Genomic DNA, 17,859 nt, shown 5'->3' with positions numbered 1-17,859 from the left:
CGATAGGAGCGAGCAGGCATGGACAACGTGCACAAGCTTCACACCAACGACGACACCGACGAGCGCCCGCAGGACGCTGCACAGGGCATCGCCCACGAACCGGCCGAACGCGTCGACGCCGACACCGCCGAGCCGGTCGAGGCTGAGGTGATCGAGGGCGAGATCCTGACCGATGAGGAGTCGGCGGAGCTGGACCGCCGCCTCGCGAACCGTGGCGCGCTGGTGCGCCGTGCGGTGACGGGTACGCAGGTCGCCACGCGTGCGGTGGTGAAGGTGTCCACGCACGACAAGACCAAGACGGCCAGCAAGGTGCTGCTGCGCGAGGGATTCACGGTCGTGCAGGGTGTCGAGTCCTGGGCGAAGCGCGCGTGGGACGCGTCGACGATGGGCACTTACCGGCGCCAGATCAAGGCCGCTGAGGCGGTCGGTGATCGCGAGGAGCTGAAGGAGTGGACCGACCGCAAGGAGATGGCCACCGAACGCCGGCACCGCCGCCTGATGGATCTCCCGAAGCTCGCGTGGGGTGTCTTGAAGGTCACCGTGGCCATGGCGGTCGGGGTGCCGTTCCTGGTGCTGCTGGTCGCGATCCTGACCAAGGCCACCGGCAACGGCTCGTTCACCGGCGTGTGGCTGGGGTTCTTCGCGCTGATCGGGTTCCTGATCGCCGCCGGCGCGATCGTTTGGAGCGGCGTCTCGATCGCGGCACCGTTCCTGATCGTGCTGGCCGCGTGGCGGGAGGGCAAGCGCCGTGCGGAGCCGCCGTCGTGGCTGGTCACCACCGCCGACACAGCGTGGGATGTGGCGATCGATGAAACCACGATCGCGAAAGCCCTGGAGGCGCTGCGCATCCCGGCGATCACGCAGTACCTGAAAGCCGGGCTGAAGCTCCAGTTCATCACCCCGGCCCGCGTCGACGGACGCGGCACCCACGCGGTCGTACGGCTGCCTGCCGGCGTCACGGCGGAGAAGATCGCGCGCCGCCGTGGTGACCTGGCCACCGGCCTGCACCGGGCAGCGAAGGAGGTGTGGCCGACCACCGGCAGCGAGGCCGGGATCTTGGACGTGTGGATCGCGGACAAGGGCGCGCTGGCGGAGGGCGCGGGTGAGTACCCGCTGTTGGCCGGCGGTCTGGTGGACGTGTTCAAGGGCGTGCCGTCGGGGAAGACGCTGCGCGGTGACGCGATGCTCGCGCCGATCATGGAACGCAACACGATGACCGGTGGCATGCCCGGTCAGGGCAAGTCGAGCGCGGCGCGGGCGATCATGGCCGGTTGCGCGCTCGACCCCACGACCGAGCTGCGGATCTGGGTTCCGGACACGAACTTCGACTTCGAGGTGTTCAAGCCGCGCTGCTCGTCGTACGTGATGGGCGCGGACGACGAATCCATGAAAGCCATCCGCGACCAGCTCGTGAACGTTCATGAAGAGGTCCAGCGGCGCGGCGAGCTGCTGATCCGCTACGAGGTGCCCGCCGTGACTCGTGAACTCGCCTCTGCTGGTGTCGGGCTGCACCCGTTGGTGTGCCTGCTGGAGGAGGCGCACGTGGCGATCACCGATGACACCTACGGCAAGGAGATCTCCAAGCTGCTGGTGGAGATCGTGAAGCTCGGACGCAAGCGCGGGATTCACATGATCATCTCGACGCAGGCACCGACGCGGGACTCGATGCCGCGTGACGTGACCCGCAACTGTTCCAACGGGATCGCATTCGCGGTCGGTGACCACGTCGCCAACGATGCCCTGCTCGGTCAGGGCGCGTACGCGGCCGGGCACCGGGCGACCGAGCTGATCCCCGGCACCGACAAGGGAACCGCTGTCGTGAAGGGCTTCAGCGGTGAGCGGTCCGAGATCTTGCAGTGGTACTACCTCGACGTTGCCAAGGGCAATGATCAGGTGACGCCGCTGATCAAGCGGTCGCTGGACGCGATCGCCAAGCTCGGCAAGCAGGTCCCGGACTCCCGGCCGGTGCAGATCGAGACCCGCGACCTGCTGACCGACCTGGACGAAGTCCTCGGAGACGAACCGGTGCCGAGTGCGGACGTGCCCGCGCTGCTCAAGCGGCTCGCGCCGACCTGGACGCCGTACCTGACCCTCACCGGCAAGGCACTGCGGGAACTGCTCGACACCGAGCACGGCATCCGGGTCCCGTCGACCGGGAACCGCTACCCCCTCGACCCCGCTACCGTCCGTGACGCGATCGTGCGCCGGGAACAGGACCCGACCGACGCCGGCGAGGACGGCGACGACACGGGACAGCTCGCGAGTTAGCTCAACGCCCAGGGTCGGAGACCGCCGAAACCGGGCTCTGACCAGCGGATTCCGACCCTGGGTTAACTCGCCTCACTCGCTAACTTTCCGCAGGTCAGAGCCACATTAACCCCCAGTGGGCCGGTGAGTTACAGACCTAACCCGATCACCGGCAGCTAACCCAACTCGAACATCACGCCGGACGGCCACCGCCAGGTGCCCGCCCTGACCCGTCACACCCTGACTCGACTACAGAAAGTGATGGACATGTCTGACTCCGCCTACTCCGTGCTCCTCGGCAGCCTGGGACTGATCATCGCTGCGTCGGAACTCGCACAGCAGCCGCGCGAAGTCGTACAGGTTGCCGTCCTGATCACTGCCGGACTCGTGATCGTCGCGTTCTACCTGCTCGCCTGCGTGATCTGGCCCTACGCCAACTGCACCCGCTGCGCAGGCGACGGCAAGTCCCGATCCCTGTCCGGCAAGAAGTTCCGCAACTGCCCGCGCTGCAAAGGCACCGGCCGCCGACGCCGCATCGGCCGCCGACTTCTCGACCGCCGCAACAACCACCGGAACCGCTGACCCCGAACGGAGGACCACCGTGGCCACCCCACGCAAACCCCGCCGCAAGACCACCGCCACCGGACTGAACAACGAGTCCCGCGCCGACTTCCGTGACCAGCTCGCCAACCTCCACCGCACCAAACCCGACACCGGCAACGACGACAGGCACGAACGCGGCGACGCCGACAGGCCGTTGACGCCGCGCGAGGAGTACCGCGCCGCGCTGGACGAGCTGAACCAGTACTCGCACAACAACGAGACCGCCGAAGCCCTCGAAGCCCGCGAACGGTTCGAGCAGGCCGACCGGCGACGCCCTTGGTGGAGGCTCTGATGAACGCGCCGAGCACGGGCCTGCACCTGGTATCGCTGTGCGCCGGGATCGGCGGTATCGATCTCGGGTTTCACCGCGCCGGCATCGCCACCGCCGCCGCTGTCGAGATCGACCCGGCCGCACGCGGTGTGCTGGCCGACCGGTTCCCCGAAACGCACCTGTTCGAAGACATCACGAAGGTGACCGCCGATGACCTCACAGCAGTTGGAGTTGTTCCCGACCGAACCGTCCTCGCCTCCGGGTGGCCCTGCCAAGGAAACTCACCTCGCGGCCGTCGTGGCGGCCTGGCAGACCCACGCACGGGACTGTGGATGCACGTCGCGAGACTGCTGGGTGAGCTTCGTCCCCGTTGGTTCGTCGGGGAAAACGTCCCTGGCCTTCTGTCCGTCAACGACGGCCGCGACTTCGGGCACGTCCTCGCCGACCTGGCCGACCTCAGGATGGACAGTGCCTGGCGGGTGCTGGACGGTCGCGGTTTCGGAGTACCCCACCGACGCCGCCGACTCGTCCTTGTCGGACATTCTGGAGACCGGACCGCACCTGTCCGCGTACTCCTTGAGCCCGACCGTGTGCCGGGGCATCCTCACCCGCACTGCGAGGCGACGCCGCAACCTTCCTCTGGCGCTTCGAACGGCGCTGGAGACGGTCGCGGCGACGGAGACCACCGAGGCGGCCTGACGACGTGGGTACCGACCTACGCGCACTCGCTCGTCAGCCACGGCGGCAACGACAAGCAAGACCCCACGATGGTCACCTACGTCGTCCAGCCGAACACCGGGCCGCGCCGGCTGACTCCGCTGGAATCCGAACGGCTCCAGGGGTTCCCCGACGGCTGGACCGCCACCTCCAACGGCTCCCCGCAGTCCGACCGCGACCGGTACGTCCAACTCGGCAACTCAGTCGCTGTGCCGGTCTTCGAATGGGTCGCTCGACGCATCGACGCCGTACACCACACCGACGCCGGCGCTGGGGTGACGGCATGAGCACGGCACTGGACCGCGCCACGCTGCACCCGGCCGCGTCGCGCTGGATCGAGCTGTGGAACGGCCAACAGGCCCTCGGGTGGGATCACCACGGAACGCCGGTGTTCCGGTTCCGGTGGGCACCGGCAGGGCTCGCCACCCGCCGCCAGCTCCGGGCGATGCGCATGTCTCCGGGAGGGCAGGAGCCGTACGCGCTGCTGGTGTGGCGCAACGGGAAGCGGTGGGCGTGGCTGTACCGGCTCGACCTCGCCAAACCCTCCCGCGTGCCGTCACCGGCGCAGCTCAACGCGCTGGACAAGGCGATGCAGGCCCGCCGCACCTGCGGACTCTGCAAGGCCGTCACCGACTGCTGCATCCCGACTTCTGACGGCCGCTGCGTGGACTGCATCGACGCCGCCAACTACCCGGCCGCTGCCTGACCGGCGACTGTCCCCTACTCGAGAGGAGATCTCCGATGAACGACCTGCTGACCGCCGCCGTCGCCGCGACCGAACGCGGCTGGCCGGTGTTCATGCTCGGTCGCTCCAAGCGGCCGGTCGCCAACTGCAACGACTGCCGCGACCACCCGCACGACCCGGCGGCCTGCGGACACCTGACCTGCCACGGGTTCTACGCCGCCACCACCGACCCCGAACGCGTCGCGCAGATCGTGACCGCCGTACCCCGTGGGCAGTTGGCCGTACGGACCGGTGCCGTGTCCGGGCTCGTGGTCATCGACGTGGACCCCGCGCACGGCGGCAGTGACAGCCTGGCTGAGCTGGTGGCGCACGAGCTGGTGCCCCGCACGCTGTGGGTCCGCACCGGCTCGGGCGGGGTGCACCTGTATTACCGCCACCCCGGCCGGGACATCGGCTCGCGACCGATGCCGAACCGGCCGGGGATCGATGTGAAGGCTGACGGCGGCTACGTCGTCCTTCCGCCGTCGATCCACCACCGCACCCACCAGCCCTACCGGCGGGGCGCGGGACTGTCCGAACCGGTGGAGATGCCCCCCGCGCTGATCTCCGCGTGCCTGCCCGTCGCGCCGGCGACCGCTCAGCCGTCCGGCCCGATCCGGACCACCGAAGCAGGGGGCATCTCCCACCCCGGGCGGCTGCTGGACGCGCACCTGGACGCCGTCCGGCACGCGCCCGAGGGGAAGCGCCGAACGACGCTCTACGGCGCTGCAAGGGGCGTTGCGCGGATGGTCGCGGCCGGTGCGATCAGCCACACCGACGCCGTCGCCGCGCTGACCGACGTGGGACAGCAAGCCGAACAGACCACCCGCGAAATCCGAGCCGCCATAGCTGGCGGGTTCCGTGCCGAAGGGATCGCCGCGTGACTGCCGAGCTACCCGACTGGCTGCCACCCCTGCCACCGCTCACCGAGCCACCCGAAGACCCCTGGGACCCGGTGCCACCGACCCCGATCCGCCCGGCACACGCCGAAAACCGCGCTCGGGATCCGCAACGCGATTTCTCGCCACCCGCCGCGCAGGGCTGGGACGGCCCGCCGGTGCCGCTGAAGACGAAGCGGCTCGTTCGGCCCTTCCCCGTCGAGGTGTTCCCCGGCTGGCTGGCCGATCAGGTCGGCGCGGTCGCCGAAGCCACACAGACCCCGGTCGACCTCGCGGGGTCGGTGGCGCTGGCGTGCCTGTCCACGGCCGCCGGCGGCAAGGTACTGGTTCGGGTCACCCGGTCGTGGGTCGAACAGGTCAACCTCTACACCGTCACCGCGCTCCCGCCCGGCTCCCGGAAGTCGCCGGTGTTCCGCGCCATGACCGCACCCCTGTCCCTGGCTGAAGATGCGCTGCGCGAACTCGCGGCCGAACGGCGGGTGGAAGCCGAGCTGGCCGCCCGCATCGCGTTTGCACGTGCCGAAGACCTTGCCAAGAAGGCCGAACGCGCCACCGCCAACCCGCACGAGGCACTGGCCGACGCGACCGCCGCCGCCAAGGAAGCCGCAGGCATCGTCGTACCCGAACTGCCCCGACTGATGACCGACGATGTGACGCCCGAATCCTGCATCTCGCTCCTCGCCACCCACGGCGGCCGCATGGCCGTCCTGTCCGCCGAAGGTGACGTGTTCGCCACCCTCACCGGCACCCGCTACTCCGCACAACCCAACCTCGGTGTGTTCCTCAAAGGCCACGCCGGCGACAAACTCCAGGTCGACCGCAAGGGCCGCGAATCCGAGACCGTCGAACGACCCGCACTCACACTCGGAGTCACCACACAGCCGGGAACCCTTGCAGGGCTGGCGGCACAGCCGGGCTTCCGGGATCGCGGCGTGCTGGCCCGGATTCTCTACAGCGTTCCGCCCAACACCGTGGGCAGCCGCAACAACGAAGCCGAGCCCGTCCCCGAGCACATCGAAACGATGTACCGCGACGCACTCAAAACCCTCGTTCTCGTCCTGGCCGACCACGAGGAACCGCACCAGCTTGATCTCGAACCTGAAGCCGGACAGGTGCTGTTGGACTTCCAGAACTGGCTGGAACCGCGACTGCACCCGCAGACCGGACAGCTCGCCGGCATCACCGACTGGGCATCCAAGCTCGCCGGTGCCGTCGTCCGGCTGGCCGCACTGCTCCACATCGCCCACAACTTCCACCACGGCTACGCCCGACCCATCACCGCCGACACCATGCGCGCGGCCGAAAACGTCGGCCGCTACTACCTCGACCACGCCCTAGCCGTCTACGACCTCATGGGCCGATCCGACCCCGACCTGGACGACGCCCGCGAAGTCCTCACCTGGATCACCAAACACGGCCACCCCACCTTCACCCGAAGAGATGCCCTCCGCGCCCTCCAAGGCCGCACCCGATTCGCCGTCGCCGCCGACCTCGACCCCGCACTCTCCCTGCTCACCGACCACGGCCACATCAGACCCAAGACACCCGAGACGACCGGCAAGCGCGGCCGTCCGTCGACCGCCTACGAAGTCCACCCAACCGTCCTCGCAACGCCCTGACAGAAATGACAAAAACGACAGAAACCGAGTTCTGTCAATTTTGTCAATTTTGTCGGAGCCTCACGACCCCGAAGGAGACTCCGCGTGAGCACGGCAACCCCGGCCCGGCGACGGGCGCACCTCACGATCGCTGACGTGTGCGCTGACCTGGGCGTAGCCCGCTCAACCTTCTACGACTGGCGAGCGGCGAAGAAGGCACCCCGCTGCATCAAGCTCCCGAACGGCGATATCCGAATCCGCCTCACCGACTACGAACGCTGGCTCGAAAGCCTGGAGGATGCAGCGTGAGCGCCGACAACCTGTCCTACGACGTGCGCATCTTCAAGATCACCACCTACGCCGGGAAGCGCGGGAAGACATACACCGTCAGGTGGGAGGTGGCTGGCAAGCGATCGCAGGAGACGTTTGCCACTAGCAAACTTGCCGACAGCTTCCGATCGAAGCTGACAACGGCCGCTCGTGAGGGTGTTCCGTTCGACATCGAGAGCGGCCTCCCGCAAACGATGCTCCGGGAGTTGAGCCGACGCACGTGGTACGAACACGCGGCAGAGTTCGTGGATGTCAAGTGGCCCCACGCATCACCGCGTCACCGAAAGAACATCGCCGAAGCACTTGCGACCGTGACCATCGCATTGCTGCCGACCCGAACCACCGACGAGACACAGCGGATTCGCTCAGTCCTCCGGAACTGGGCCTTCAACAAAGCCGCCCGCGCCGGAATCCCCATCGCGGAAGCGACCCCACAGGACAAGGACGCTGCACGGGTCCGGTGGATCGCAGACAACTCGCCCGATCTATCCAATCTGAGGGACGCACCTGTAATGCGTCGCGCACTCGATTCGCTTGCTGTGAAACTCGACGGCAAATCGGCGGCGGCCGCAACAGTCACACGGAAGCGGTCGGCGTTCTACAGCGCGCTGGAGTACGCCGTAGAACTGGAACTATTCGAGGCAAACCCGATCGACAAAGTGCAATGGACCAAGCCGGAGAACACCGACATTGTTGACCGCCGCGTTGTCGCCAATCCACACCAAGCACGGGCACTTCTCCAGGCGGTCCGAGAGATCTACCCTGCCCTGGAGGCATTCTTCGGGTGTCTCTACTTCGCCGGACTGCGGCCGTCCGAGGCGAAACACCTGCGCGTCTCGGACTGCAAGCTCCCGGAGGCAGGCTGGGGCGAATTGCTGCTGACAGGCTCGACACAGCACGCTGGAGTCGAGTGGACCGACAACGGCGAGGCAAGCGAGGACCGGAGTCTGAAGCACCGGCCGGACAAGGCGACTCGTCCCGTTCCGGCCTGCCCGGAGCTGGTCGAGCTGCTGCGCCGGCACATTGCTGAGTTCCGTCCCGGACCGGGCGGCCGGCTGTTCGTCAGTCGCACCGGGAAGGCGGGCATCCCCCTGCCGCCGCCGTACAGCAACCCGGTGTCCTCGAACACCTACGCTCGGGTGTGGAACAAGGCCCGTACGAAGGCGCTCAGCGAAGCCGAGGCCGCCTCGCCACTCGCGAGACGACCATACGACCTCAGACACGCGGCCGTGTCATTGTGGCTCAACGCGGGCGTACCCGCGACACAGGTAGCCGAGTGGGCGGGCCACAGTGTCAACGTCCTGCTAAAGGTGTACGCCAAATGCCTTGACGGTCAGGACGCGGCAGCCCGACTCCGCGTTGAGGCAGCTCTCTCGATCGACTACCAGCGGTCTGCCTGATTCTCCGAACGAATCACACGGAGTCCATGCACCACGGATCCCTCGTATCAGCCCGGACTACACAGCTTGCACGTATCAGCCCGGCGGCCAGCAGCGCTATTGTGCCTCAGTGAACTACGAGTGGATGGCCAAGCGTATCGAGGCTTTCCGTCTCACTTGCGCCGGGCTGATCGCGACGTTGACTGTCGGGCCGAGCGACCCCTTCGGGGCAGTCGCAGGGCAGTCGATGCGAATGTTGGCACCGAGATACCGCGGCGAGCTTCCGACATTCCTCAGGATCCTCCGGGCGCTCGACATCGCCTTGCCTAGTAACGTTCCAAGCAATCTGAGAAACCAAGCTCTCCTCTACCAGAAGATCGCCGAGGAGGCACTGGGGGTGGCTCGGGATGCGGAGCTGGTGAAGAGGAATCTCTCTCCGGACGCCCCCACAGTGGCAGCTGACCGATTCCATCCGCACATCTGGTCTGCAGCAGGGCCACTATGGACCACTGGCCAATACAGGGTCGCAGTAGGGGTGGCGGCGACGTCGCTGTCGGCACACATCGCGCAGAAGGCCAGCAGCCACCTGGCGGACCGAGCACTGGTCCAGGAAGTTTTCGCACAGAAGCTGGCCGCTGGCCGGCCGCGGCTTCACCTACCTGGCGACCCAAACAGTGAGGGTTGGCGATCGCGCCAAGACGGACTCCATCTCACTGCCCAAGGCGCCTTCGCGGGTATCCGCAACGTGGCCGCGCACAGCAGCGAGGAATGGTCGGAGCAATACGCCCTGGAGATGCTCTGCGTCCTGTCCGTGGTCGCCCGCTGGACCGACGAGACCGAACTTGTGCGTGGGGCCAGTTGACAGTCGTGCCACGACCGCCCGGCCCGAGCCGTGACCGCCCGCGATCGCTGCCAGACCTCTGCACCCGACATGAAGTCCTTGCCAGCATCGCGGTCAACCACTCAGCGAATCTACCCACAGTCCGCGAGACCTTGCTCTGGCAGGCCCCGCCAGCTGGCACCAGCTACCGCCGATTACCACCGCCGCTCGCAAGCTTCCGCACGGATTCCGCACGGACAGCCGTAGATCACCGGTGACCACCGGACACAGCCGGACAGCACGAAGAAGGCCCCTGCCTGCGTTTCCGCAGGTCAGGGGCCCTTTTTCGGCGTGTGGCGGGTGCAGGGTTCGAACCTGCGTAGGCATAAGCCGACAGATTTACAGTCTGCTCCCTTTGGCCGCTCGGGCAACCCGCCAGGGTGCTGCCGGTTCGTGAACCGGCGTGGGAGACGATACAACAGGTAGTGGCCCTGACAGCAAATCGGAAAGGAAGTGCCCATGGCTTCGGAGTCCTCCTTCGACATCGTGAACAAGGTGGACCGTCAGGAGGTGGACAACGCCGTGAACCAGGCGGCGAAGGAGATCAGCCAGCGGTTCGACTTCAAGAACGTGGATGCCGGGATCAAGTGGTCCGGTGAGTCGATCGACCTGCAGGCGAGCACCGAGGAGCGGGTGAACGCCGTTCTCGACGTGTTCAAGGACAAGCTGGTCAAGCGGCAGATCTCGCTGAAGGGTCTGCAGGCGGACGAGCCGAAGCTGTCCGGGAAGATCTACAAGATCAATGCCACGATCGACGCCGGTATCACCCAGGAGAACGCGAAGAAGCTGTCGAAGCTGATCCGCGACGAGGGCCCGAAGGGTGTCAAGGCCCAGATCCAGGGTGAGGAGCTGCGTGTCTCCAGCAAGAGCCGTGACGACCTGCAGGCGGTTCAGGCGCTGATCAAGGGCCAGGACCTCGACTTCGCGGTGCAGTTCGTCAACTACCGCTGAGGTCGTGGAGCAGGAAGTGCAACTGGATGTCGCCGGCCTGGTCGGTCCACAGGCCGGCGGCGTCCAGTACGGCGGCTGACACCACCCTGGCCTCCCGTACGAGCGCCGGATGATGGTCGAACGACTCCCACGGCAGGACCGGGAACCCGTGGAGTTCGCCGTACTGGCGCACCGCATCCATGTCTCCGACCGCGCTGGGCGGTAGGGAGTCGTTGGCCCACGACCAGAGCCAGCTCGACTCGGCCAGGCTCACCGTGCCGATCAGGGTGAGCCGCGCCCTGCAGAACTCGGCGCCCTCCCGCGACCAGGTGATCGCGGCCTGTTCGAGGTCCCAGGAGTACTGCGCGTCCTCGCCGAGTCTCCCGATCAGGCGCTCCTGACGCTCGGCGGCACGGTGATGGGCCGCCTGTACGACGGCCTCCCAGTCAGCATGATCGTGTTCCATCCGAGCGATCGTTCCAGCCCACGAGGGCAACGGCGGGTAATCGGTTCGCGGGTGGGGTGGTTGCCGGGCATGCTGGCGGGTGTGGGCGAGACGTTGATGCGGAAGTGGTTGCTGGCGGACTTCGGGCTCGAAGTGGTGGAACTCACACCGGTCATGCACGGCGCGGACATCGCCGCTCAGGTGTGGCGGGCGACCACGGCGACCAACGCGTACGCCGTGAAGTGGAGCGGCGCGGGTACCAACACGGGCCATCAGGTCGCGGCGTACCTCGCCGACAGCGGGCTGCCCGGCGTACCGGAGTTGATCCGGACGTCCGAGGGCGGACTGTGGAGTGTGCACGCGAAGAAGCGGTTGACGATCACGCCGTGGATCGACGGTCCCCGGGCGGCAGAGTCGGGGCTGACGGACGAGCAGTGGTCGGAGTACGGCGTACTGCTGCGTCGGGTGCACGACGCGGAGCTTCCGCCCCGGCTGCGGGACGCGTTGCCGAAGCACAGTCACATCGATGCGCGTACGCCGGCGCTCGCGGAGGACGTCCGTACGCGACTCGAGACCCCTGAGGGCGAGGTCGAGGAGGAGTTGGCGGCGGTGTGGAAGCAGTACGACGACGTCATCACGGACCTGCTCACCAACCGGCCGCCCGCGCCGCACGGCCCGCGGGTCGTCTGCCACGGCGACCCGCATCTCGGCAACGTCCTGGTCGATGACGGGCTGCACCTGATCGACTGGGACGATGTCATCTACGCGCCGCGTGAGCAGGACCTGATGTTCATGCTCGGCGGCATGGGCGACGTCGGCCCGACGACGTCCGCGCAGCAGGATGCCTTCCTCGCCGGCTACGGCCCGCACACGCTCGACCAGGACGCTGTCCACTACTACCGCCACGTCCGCGCGTACGAGGACGTCGTCGGCTGGTCCCATCAGGCCATCACCGGCCCGGACGAGCCGTACGCCCTCCAAGTGGTCGAAGGCATCCTGGCCGAGGGCCTCGCGGCCCTGGCAGTTCAGTCCAGTTGAAGCCGGCCTGGAGGGCCGGGGCATTCAGGCGTGGCGGAGCCAGATGTTGGGTTCGATGTAGGTGCCGGTGTTGGCTTCGCGGTCGATCTGCAAGGTGGTCAGGCCGTCGGGAATGGTGTAGGTGCCGGTGGAGGGGAAGGGCATGTTGGTCCACTTCTCCCAGTCCTCGACTGTGCCGGTCATGGTTTGGGAGGCGGGGGCGGGCGCGAGGAGGGTGGCGCCCAGGCGGACGTGGGTGCGCAGCCACGGGTCGAGAGGCAAGCCGTCGGGACGGGTCCAGGTCATGAAGGTCTCGATCGGCGTCAGCGGATAGCGCGACTTGAGCGTCGGGCGGACCGGGGCGATCACCTGACCGAGGCCACGGGCGACCGCGCGGTCGCGGACGGCGGTGATGACACGGCCGGCATGGCCCTGGCCCTGTTCGTCGGAGCGTACGGCGGCCGCCATCAGCACGAACGTGTTCGGTACGACGTTTTCCTCGTACGAGTTCACCGACCGCGCAAGCGAATCGGTGAACCCGCCGGGAAGATCCGCCACCGTGCCGTCCCAGGCGATCGGTACGCCCCAGCAGCCCGCGATCAGCCGCCTGTCCTCAGCGACGAGGTAGAACTCCCAGTCGGGGAAGTACTCCACCCGCCGCTCCCGGTACGGTGTCACGCCTTCGTCGTGGAAGATGAACTCCGGCCACTCCTCACGGAAGCGTTCGCCCGCTTCCGCATCCAGTTCGGGCGCGTCGGCGACCGGGATCAGTTCATACATGGCCGGAACGCTAATCCTGCCGCCGCGCCCCGGCCAGCGCATTACGACAGGTCCGGATGCGGATTCGTCGTCAGGTCGACGTACTCGCCGTGGACCATACGGTTCTCGGTCGTCGAACTCCCTGATCACTCCCGGCGAAGGCCTCCGGTATTCAGGCCGCGCGGACCGCGCGGGGGGAGGCGCCCAACTCTCGGTGGCAGGTCTTGTTGAAGGCTTGAAGGTCGGGGATGCCCACTGAGGCGGCGATGGCGGGGATGGAGAGGGTGGAGGAGACGAGGAGATGGCGGGCTCGGGTCATGCGGCGGCGGCGGATGTACGCGATGACGGTGGAGCCCGTGTCGGACTGGAAGAGGCGGGTCAGGTGGTTGTGGGAGACGCCGGCGACGCGCGCCAGGCCGGGGACGGTGAGCGGCTGGGCGAGGTTGGCTTCGATGTGTGCGATCGCGGTGGCGACGGCCGGGTGACGGGTTTCGGTGGTAACGGGCGTGAGATCCGCGATCCGCCAGAGCGCGCTCCAGACATCCGCAGCGGTGCGGGCCGAACCGGACGGAGACGACTCGATCGCGGAGCGCAGCAGAGCGGACAGCAGCGGCGCGGCCTCACCGGCGTCCTGTACGACGGGAACGTACGACGGATCGCCCGCGACGACCGGCCGGAAATGCGCGTAAAGGTGCTCGGAACGTCCGCGGTAGTCGAACTGCACCTGGGTCCCGGCCGGCGTCAGCGAGACATAGCCGGGCGCCACGGAATACGTCGTACCGAGCAGCGTCAGCTCGGCCGAGTAGTTGAAGAGGTGCAGCTGCCAGAGGTCTGGCAACCGGAACCTGTCCCGCAGGCCGCGGACGCCGTGGACGCCCGCGCCGGCGTTCACCACCTCCGGCGGTTGCACGAGATGCAACTCGATCATGGTGAGAAATTACCAGTAGTGGTGAACACAACCCACGCGAGCGCACGGCCTCTTTGCCTAGCCTGGTGGAGTAGCAACCACTACCCACCATGGGAGTCTCCATGCCCCATCCGCACCGCAAGCACCTGCTCTCCTCGGTACAGATGGCACATTTCGTGGCCACCGGCGCGCTCCGGATGGACGCCGTCGTGCCGGACGACATGAACCAGCAGGCGATCGAGGTCCTGAAAGCCGGCATTCCGGGCGTTCCGTACGGCACCCCGCTGTCGGAGGCGTTCGTGGACAGCGAGTTCGTCGAGCGGCTGGTGCAGCTGCCCGAGGTGGCCGGCGCGATCCACAGCCTGGTCGGCCCGGAGCCGACCGTCGACCACCACGCGGTCCACATCCGCAAGGCCCACGAGGGCGAGGCGCAGAACCTGCACGGTGACGCGATCATCGACGTCCGCACGGACGCCTTCGACGTACAGCTCATGTACTACCCGCAGGACGTGACGCTCGAGATGGGCGGCACGCTCAGTGTTCCCGGCAGCCACCTGCGCCGGACCAACGAGTCCGACACCGGCCGCTACCAGAACCTGCGCGGTCAGACCCGCCTGGTCTGCCCGGCCGGCACCGTCCAGTTCCTGCACCACGGCATCTGGCACGGCGGCCGCAAGAACGACAGCGACCTCGACCGCTACATGTTCAAGATCCGGTTCAACCCGACCGTCCGCCAGGTGCGGCTCTGGAACACCGACGACCTGTACGACGAGCAGGTCGCGGCCGAACTCGAGCAGAACTTCCCCTGGTACGAGAACGCCACCGGCCGGCTGGAGAAGTACAACCGGATCAAGCTGTGGCAGGCGATCACCGGTGACGACACCTACGACCCGAACTACTGGGTCACCCGCGTCTCGAACCGCCCGCAGCGCGTGGTGACCGACCGCGCCAACAACCCGCACGCCTCCGCGAAAAAGGAGATGGCATGACCTCCACCGCCGAGACCCCGCTGCAGACCGGCCTTCGTCAGCAGGTGCTGGTGCTCTACCTGGCCTCCTCCGCGCTGGACGCGCGCGTGGTCGGCTGGTCGACGTACGACGGCACGGGCGAGACGCACCCCACGACGGGTGACAGTGACGTACCGCCGTACGAGACCGGGCTGGACGCGCTCAAGGACGGGTGGCGCCTCTTCCAGGCGTCCCAGCTGAACCCGCCGTACCCGGGTCACGAGTACGACGTGTCCTTCCTCAAGCACGAGTTCTTCTTCGAGAAGCTCGTCTAGGTCCTACACAGGCACGACGCACACCGGCTTCGGCCAGACGGCCGGCTCGCCCACCTGGGTGAGCCGGCCGTCGGCGATGGTGAACGTGGCGATCTGGTCGGAGCGCTCGTTCGCGGCGTACAGCGTTTTCCCGTCGTTGCCGAAGGCAAGGTGCCGCGGCCAGTCCCCGCCGGAGGAGATGGTCTGCACCAGTTCGACCGACTGCCCGTCGGCGGCGGTCTCGAACACCGCGATGGTGTTGTCGCCCCGGTTCGACCCGTACAGGAACCGGCCGTCGGCGGAGATCAGCAGCTCGGCCGGGAAGTTCTCGCCCGGCGAGTCGGCCGGCCGGGTCGAGGCGGTCTGCACGACCTGCAGCTTCCCGTCGGAGTAGCTGCAGACGGTCAGCGTCGAGTCGAGCTCGTTGATCACGTACGCCGCGTCCGCGGTCGGGTGGAACACCATGTGCCGCGGGCCGGCGCCGGGGTGGACACGCAACTGGTCGACCTCGTGCAGCACGCCGTCCTCGCCCAGCGTCGACGAGTAGACCGTGTCGGAACCGAGGTCGATGTCGAACACATACGCACCGGCTGGGTCGAACGCGATCTGGTGCGCGTGCGGTCCCTCCTGGCGCTCGGCGTTCGGTCCGGTCCCGGAGCGCTGGACGAAGCACGCGCGCTCGCCGAGCGAGCCGTCCTCGTTCCGAGGGTGGACGGAAACGGACCCGGACGTGTAGTTCGCCGACAGCACGAACCGGCCCGACGGGTCGATGTCCAGGTGGCACGGGTGCACGCCACCGGTCGGCTGCTGGTTGAGCAGCTCGAGCCCGCCGTCCGGCTGGATCGCGAACGCCGCGACCCGGCCGTTGTCCTCCTCGTCGCACGCGTAGAGGAACCGCCCGTCCGCGGAAATGACCAGGAACGACGGGTCGGCGACGGTCGCCACCGTTTCGATCCCGTCCAGCGGACCGAACGCGATCCCGTCCCCGCCGCCGGCCTGACTGGTATAGCTCCCGACATAGATCCGCTCAGAAGTCATGCCCCATACCCTGCCAGGTCGTGGGACCTAGGGCACGCCCCTGTCCAGACCGTAGAGCGCGGAGCCCCAGCCGAGGTCGGGGACGAGGAGTTGCCATCCCAACCGTCGGTACAGGCGGGGTGCCGGACGGTCGTCGGCGTACGTCGTGAGCAACGCGCGCGGGTTCGGCAGGTCGCGCATCAGCTCCTGCATCAGCTCGGTCCCGATGCCCTGCCGCCGGGCCTCCGGGAGTACGGCGAGCTCGACGACCTCGAAGTGTCCGCCGATCCATTCCGCCGTGAGCTCCGGCCCGATCGCCTCGGCGACTCGGTCGGACCACCACTGTCCACGTTTTCCGGTGAATCCGTATGCGAACCCGACAACGTTTTCCTTCCGCGCCGCGACCAGCTTGAAGTCGTCGCGATCCGCGTGCGTGGGGAGCTGGTCGGTTGCGAAGTGCTCGGCATCTCCATCATCGAACGAGGCGGCGAACACGTGCCCGAGCTCGTCGGCGATGGCAAGAGCGGCAACTCGGTCGAGGACGCTGATCACCTCGCTTAGCCTAAGGCGCATGGACACCAAGGCGCTGCTGCAGCGAATCGGAATCGACCGGTACGACGGCCCGCCGCGGCTGGAGGCGCTGTCGCAGTTGCACGCCGCGTACGTGGACCAGGTGCCGTACGAGACGGTGCAGTACCAACTCACGCCGGGCGGTCCGCTCGAGCCGGAGGACGTGGCGAAGCGGATCATCGCGCGGGAGACCGGCGGCTACTGCTTCCAGCTGAACGGCACGTTCGCGCTACTGCTGACCGAGCTCGGGTACCGCGTCCAGATGCACCGTGGCGGCGTACAGACCGTCAACCGCCCCGGCGACATCGACGGCAGCCATATGGTGCTGACTGTCAGCGGGCTGGTCGAGGACCCCGAGCGCCAGTGGCTCGTCGACGCCGGCCTCGGCGACGGGCTGCGTTACCCGATGCCGCTGGAGACCGGCGAGATGGAGCAGTACCCGTTCACGATGCGGCTCCGCCCGTCCGAGAAGACCGACGGCTGGCGGCTCGACCACGATCCGCGTGCGAACTTGATCGGAATGGACTTCGAGTCGGCCCCGGTCACCCTCGACGCGTTCGCGGTCCAGCATGCAGCGCTTTCCGCCGACCCCGCGTCCTCGTTCGTACGGTTGGCATCCGCGTTCCGCCGTACGCCGGAGTCCGTCGTCGTACTGCGTTCCGTCGGTCTGAGCGAAACGTTTTCCGACCGCGTCGACAGCACGCTGCTCGAGAACCCCACGGACTACTTCGCGGCACTCGCAGACGTTTTCCGGCTGCCGCTCCCGCACTACTCCGCCGCCGACCGCGAGATCCTGTGGCGCCGCGTCTGGGCCCAGTACGAGGACTTCCAGGCGCGGGCTACTTCGTCGTAAAGCTCACGATGACGGCGTCGCCTTCGGCGTACGTCAGGGTGGCGATGTGAAGTGGTCCGTCCTGGTCGCTCCAGCTGACTGCGGCGAGACCGCCGGCCACGCCTCCGGCACTGCCGCCGCCACTGCGGCTGACGTCGCTGCCGCTCCTGCTCAACGAGATGTAGCCCTTCGAGTCGGTGAGCTTGAGCGTCCCGTCCGCCACCGTCGCCGTGAACTTGGCCCCCTTGAGGTTGATGACGGCCTTCGTGCGGATCATCACCTCACAGACGCCGTCGACACAGGCCTGGTAGTTCTGCCCGTCCTTGGCCGCAGGCACCGCTGCGCTGGTCGGCGTACCGGCGGGCGTACCCGACGGCGGTGTCTCGCTCTTGCCGGACCCGCCGCAGGCGACCAGCGCGAACATCAGAACCAGCCCGGCGATTCCTCGTGTGATCACCCGCCAGAGGCTATCG

The 17,859-nt window shown here is 67.6% G+C and carries 21 protein-coding genes and 1 tRNA gene; 15 read left to right on the top strand and 7 right to left on the bottom strand.

Features of this window, described 5'->3' with window-relative positions; translation table 11 throughout:
* Positions 1-18 precede the first annotated feature (18 nt).
* The 10 genes from EV647_RS28615 (at position 19) to EV647_RS28570 (ending at position 9,630) form a co-directional block, all read left to right on the top strand.
* On the top strand, positions 19-2,268 hold the full coding sequence (locus EV647_RS28615; RefSeq protein ID WP_134008214.1) for a cell division protein FtsK: 2,250 nt from the start codon (positions 19-21) through the stop codon (positions 2,266-2,268).
* 246 nt (positions 2,269-2,514) lie between these two features.
* The gene (locus EV647_RS28610) at positions 2,515-2,829 is read left to right on the top strand and encodes a hypothetical protein (protein ID WP_202876346.1); all 315 of its coding nucleotides are present in this window, start codon (positions 2,515-2,517) and stop codon (positions 2,827-2,829) included.
* A gap of 19 nt (positions 2,830-2,848) precedes the next feature.
* Positions 2,849-3,142, top strand: coding sequence for a hypothetical protein (locus EV647_RS28605; RefSeq protein WP_134008211.1), 294 nt, complete (start codon positions 2,849-2,851; stop codon positions 3,140-3,142).
* Complete coding sequence (locus EV647_RS28600) at positions 3,142-4,125, top strand: DNA cytosine methyltransferase (protein WP_134008208.1); 984 nt, start codon at positions 3,142-3,144, stop codon at positions 4,123-4,125. Before EV647_RS28605 ends, EV647_RS28600 begins: the two co-directional genes overlap by 1 nt.
* Positions 4,122-4,544: an RRQRL motif-containing zinc-binding protein gene (locus tag EV647_RS28595; RefSeq protein WP_134008205.1), complete on the top strand. Its 423-nt coding sequence runs from the start codon at positions 4,122-4,124 to the stop codon at positions 4,542-4,544. Before EV647_RS28600 ends, EV647_RS28595 begins: the two co-directional genes overlap by 4 nt.
* A gap of 35 nt (positions 4,545-4,579) precedes the next feature.
* Positions 4,580-5,446 (top strand): bifunctional DNA primase/polymerase, encoded by an 867-nt coding sequence (locus EV647_RS28590; RefSeq protein WP_134008202.1) that lies wholly within the window; start codon positions 4,580-4,582, stop codon positions 5,444-5,446.
* A complete protein-coding gene (locus EV647_RS28585; RefSeq protein ID WP_134008199.1) occupies positions 5,443-7,080 on the top strand; it encodes a YfjI family protein in 1,638 nt (545 codons plus the stop codon). The genes EV647_RS28590 and EV647_RS28585 overlap by 4 nt, the downstream gene beginning before the upstream one ends.
* A gap of 84 nt (positions 7,081-7,164) precedes the next feature.
* The gene (locus EV647_RS28580; RefSeq protein WP_134008196.1) at positions 7,165-7,368 is read left to right on the top strand and encodes an AlpA family transcriptional regulator; all 204 of its coding nucleotides are present in this window, start codon (positions 7,165-7,167) and stop codon (positions 7,366-7,368) included.
* Complete coding sequence (locus EV647_RS28575) at positions 7,365-8,789, top strand: tyrosine-type recombinase/integrase (RefSeq protein WP_202876345.1); 1,425 nt, start codon at positions 7,365-7,367, stop codon at positions 8,787-8,789. The genes EV647_RS28580 and EV647_RS28575 overlap by 4 nt, the downstream gene beginning before the upstream one ends.
* Positions 8,790-8,898: 109 nt before the next feature.
* Positions 8,899-9,630 carry a TIGR02391 family protein gene (locus tag EV647_RS28570; RefSeq protein ID WP_134008193.1) on the top strand — a complete coding sequence of 244 codons (732 nt, stop codon included), beginning with the start codon at positions 8,899-8,901 and terminating at the stop codon, positions 9,628-9,630.
* A gap of 312 nt (positions 9,631-9,942) precedes the next feature.
* On the opposite strand, the gene EV647_RS28565 is transcribed toward EV647_RS28570, so the two are convergent.
* A tRNA-Tyr gene (locus EV647_RS28565) sits at positions 9,943-10,025 on the bottom strand.
* Between the two features lie 82 nt (positions 10,026-10,107).
* Between EV647_RS28565 and EV647_RS28560 the strand changes: the two genes are divergently transcribed.
* Positions 10,108-10,599, top strand: coding sequence for a YajQ family cyclic di-GMP-binding protein (locus tag EV647_RS28560; protein ID WP_134008190.1), 492 nt, complete (start codon positions 10,108-10,110; stop codon positions 10,597-10,599).
* Here the strand turns inward: EV647_RS28560 and EV647_RS28555 are convergent.
* Positions 10,586-11,044: a DUF6882 domain-containing protein gene (locus EV647_RS28555; RefSeq protein WP_134008187.1), complete on the bottom strand. Its 459-nt coding sequence runs from the start codon at positions 11,042-11,044 to the stop codon at positions 10,586-10,588. The genes EV647_RS28560 and EV647_RS28555 overlap by 14 nt on opposite strands.
* A gap of 81 nt (positions 11,045-11,125) precedes the next feature.
* Here EV647_RS28555 and EV647_RS28550 point away from each other — a divergent pair, with 81 nt between their 5' ends.
* Positions 11,126-12,061: a phosphotransferase enzyme family protein gene (locus tag EV647_RS28550; protein ID WP_166680457.1), complete on the top strand. Its 936-nt coding sequence runs from the start codon at positions 11,126-11,128 to the stop codon at positions 12,059-12,061.
* 24 nt (positions 12,062-12,085) lie between these two features.
* On the opposite strand, the gene EV647_RS28545 is transcribed toward EV647_RS28550, so the two are convergent.
* Both EV647_RS28545 and EV647_RS28540 read right to left on the bottom strand, forming a co-directional pair.
* Complete coding sequence (locus tag EV647_RS28545; RefSeq protein WP_134008182.1) at positions 12,086-12,820, bottom strand: hypothetical protein; 735 nt, start codon at positions 12,818-12,820, stop codon at positions 12,086-12,088.
* Positions 12,821-12,971: 151 nt separating this feature from the next.
* The gene (locus tag EV647_RS28540; protein ID WP_134008179.1) at positions 12,972-13,727 is read right to left on the bottom strand and encodes a helix-turn-helix domain-containing protein; all 756 of its coding nucleotides are present in this window, start codon (positions 13,725-13,727) and stop codon (positions 12,972-12,974) included.
* Positions 13,728-13,828: 101 nt separating this feature from the next.
* Between EV647_RS28540 and EV647_RS28535 the strand changes: the two genes are divergently transcribed.
* The gene (locus tag EV647_RS28535; RefSeq protein ID WP_202876344.1) at positions 13,829-14,695 is read left to right on the top strand and encodes a phytanoyl-CoA dioxygenase family protein; all 867 of its coding nucleotides are present in this window, start codon (positions 13,829-13,831) and stop codon (positions 14,693-14,695) included.
* A complete protein-coding gene (locus EV647_RS28530) occupies positions 14,692-14,988 on the top strand; it encodes a hypothetical protein (RefSeq protein ID WP_134008176.1) in 297 nt (98 codons plus the stop codon). Before EV647_RS28535 ends, EV647_RS28530 begins: the two co-directional genes overlap by 4 nt.
* A 3-nt stretch (positions 14,989-14,991) precedes the next feature.
* Here EV647_RS28530 and EV647_RS28525 read toward each other — a convergent pair whose 3' ends face one another.
* Both EV647_RS28525 and EV647_RS28520 read right to left on the bottom strand, forming a co-directional pair.
* On the bottom strand, positions 14,992-16,005 hold the full coding sequence (locus tag EV647_RS28525; RefSeq protein WP_134008173.1) for a lactonase family protein: 1,014 nt from the start codon (positions 16,003-16,005) through the stop codon (positions 14,992-14,994).
* Positions 16,006-16,032: 27 nt separating this feature from the next.
* Entirely contained in the window at positions 16,033-16,536 is a 504-nt protein-coding gene (locus EV647_RS28520; protein WP_166680456.1) for a GNAT family N-acetyltransferase, read from the bottom strand.
* A gap of 19 nt (positions 16,537-16,555) precedes the next feature.
* Between EV647_RS28520 and EV647_RS28515 the strand changes: the two genes are divergently transcribed.
* Positions 16,556-17,407 carry an arylamine N-acetyltransferase gene (locus tag EV647_RS28515; protein ID WP_166680455.1) on the top strand — a complete coding sequence of 284 codons (852 nt, stop codon included), beginning with the start codon at positions 16,556-16,558 and terminating at the stop codon, positions 17,405-17,407.
* Here EV647_RS28515 and EV647_RS28510 read toward each other — a convergent pair.
* Positions 17,394-17,843: a hypothetical protein gene (locus EV647_RS28510; protein WP_134008164.1), complete on the bottom strand. Its 450-nt coding sequence runs from the start codon at positions 17,841-17,843 to the stop codon at positions 17,394-17,396. The two genes, EV647_RS28515 and EV647_RS28510, sit on opposite strands and share 14 nt — an antisense overlap.
* Positions 17,844-17,859: the final 16 nt, after the last annotated feature.

The sequence above is a fragment of the Kribbella sp. VKM Ac-2566 genome, assembly GCF_004366005.1.
Classification (GTDB): Bacteria; Actinomycetota; Actinomycetes; order Propionibacteriales; family Kribbellaceae; genus Kribbella; species Kribbella pratensis.
Note: the sequence above shows the minus strand (reverse complement) of the source record. Positions and strands in the feature narration are given on the sequence as shown.

Excerpts from the sequence above, each read along its gene's own strand:
- EV647_RS28600 (WP_134008208.1), top strand. The coding sequence starts at position 3,142 with ATGAACGCGCCGAGCACGGGCCTGCACCTGGTATCGCTGTGCGCCGGG.
- EV647_RS28615 (WP_134008214.1), top strand. The coding sequence starts at position 19 with ATGGACAACGTGCACAAGCTTCACACCAACGACGACACCGACGAGCGC.
- EV647_RS28595 (WP_134008205.1), top strand. The coding sequence starts at position 4,122 with ATGAGCACGGCACTGGACCGCGCCACGCTGCACCCGGCCGCGTCGCGC.
- EV647_RS28590 (WP_134008202.1), top strand. The coding sequence starts at position 4,580 with ATGAACGACCTGCTGACCGCCGCCGTCGCCGCGACCGAACGCGGCTGG.
- EV647_RS28540 (WP_134008179.1), bottom strand. The coding sequence starts at position 13,727 with ATGATCGAGTTGCATCTCGTGCAACCGCCGGAGGTGGTGAACGCCGGC.
- EV647_RS28530 (WP_134008176.1), top strand. The coding sequence starts at position 14,692 with ATGACCTCCACCGCCGAGACCCCGCTGCAGACCGGCCTTCGTCAGCAG.
- EV647_RS28555 (WP_134008187.1), bottom strand. The coding sequence starts at position 11,044 with ATGGAACACGATCATGCTGACTGGGAGGCCGTCGTACAGGCGGCCCAT.
- EV647_RS28525 (WP_134008173.1), bottom strand. The coding sequence starts at position 16,005 with ATGACTTCTGAGCGGATCTATGTCGGGAGCTATACCAGTCAGGCCGGC.
- EV647_RS28610 (WP_202876346.1), top strand. The coding sequence starts at position 2,515 with ATGTCTGACTCCGCCTACTCCGTGCTCCTCGGCAGCCTGGGACTGATC.
- EV647_RS28560 (WP_134008190.1), top strand. The coding sequence starts at position 10,108 with ATGGCTTCGGAGTCCTCCTTCGACATCGTGAACAAGGTGGACCGTCAG.
- EV647_RS28545 (WP_134008182.1), bottom strand. The coding sequence starts at position 12,820 with ATGTATGAACTGATCCCGGTCGCCGACGCGCCCGAACTGGATGCGGAA.
- EV647_RS28515 (WP_166680455.1), top strand. The coding sequence starts at position 16,556 with ATGGACACCAAGGCGCTGCTGCAGCGAATCGGAATCGACCGGTACGAC.
- EV647_RS28535 (WP_202876344.1), top strand. The coding sequence starts at position 13,829 with ATGCCCCATCCGCACCGCAAGCACCTGCTCTCCTCGGTACAGATGGCA.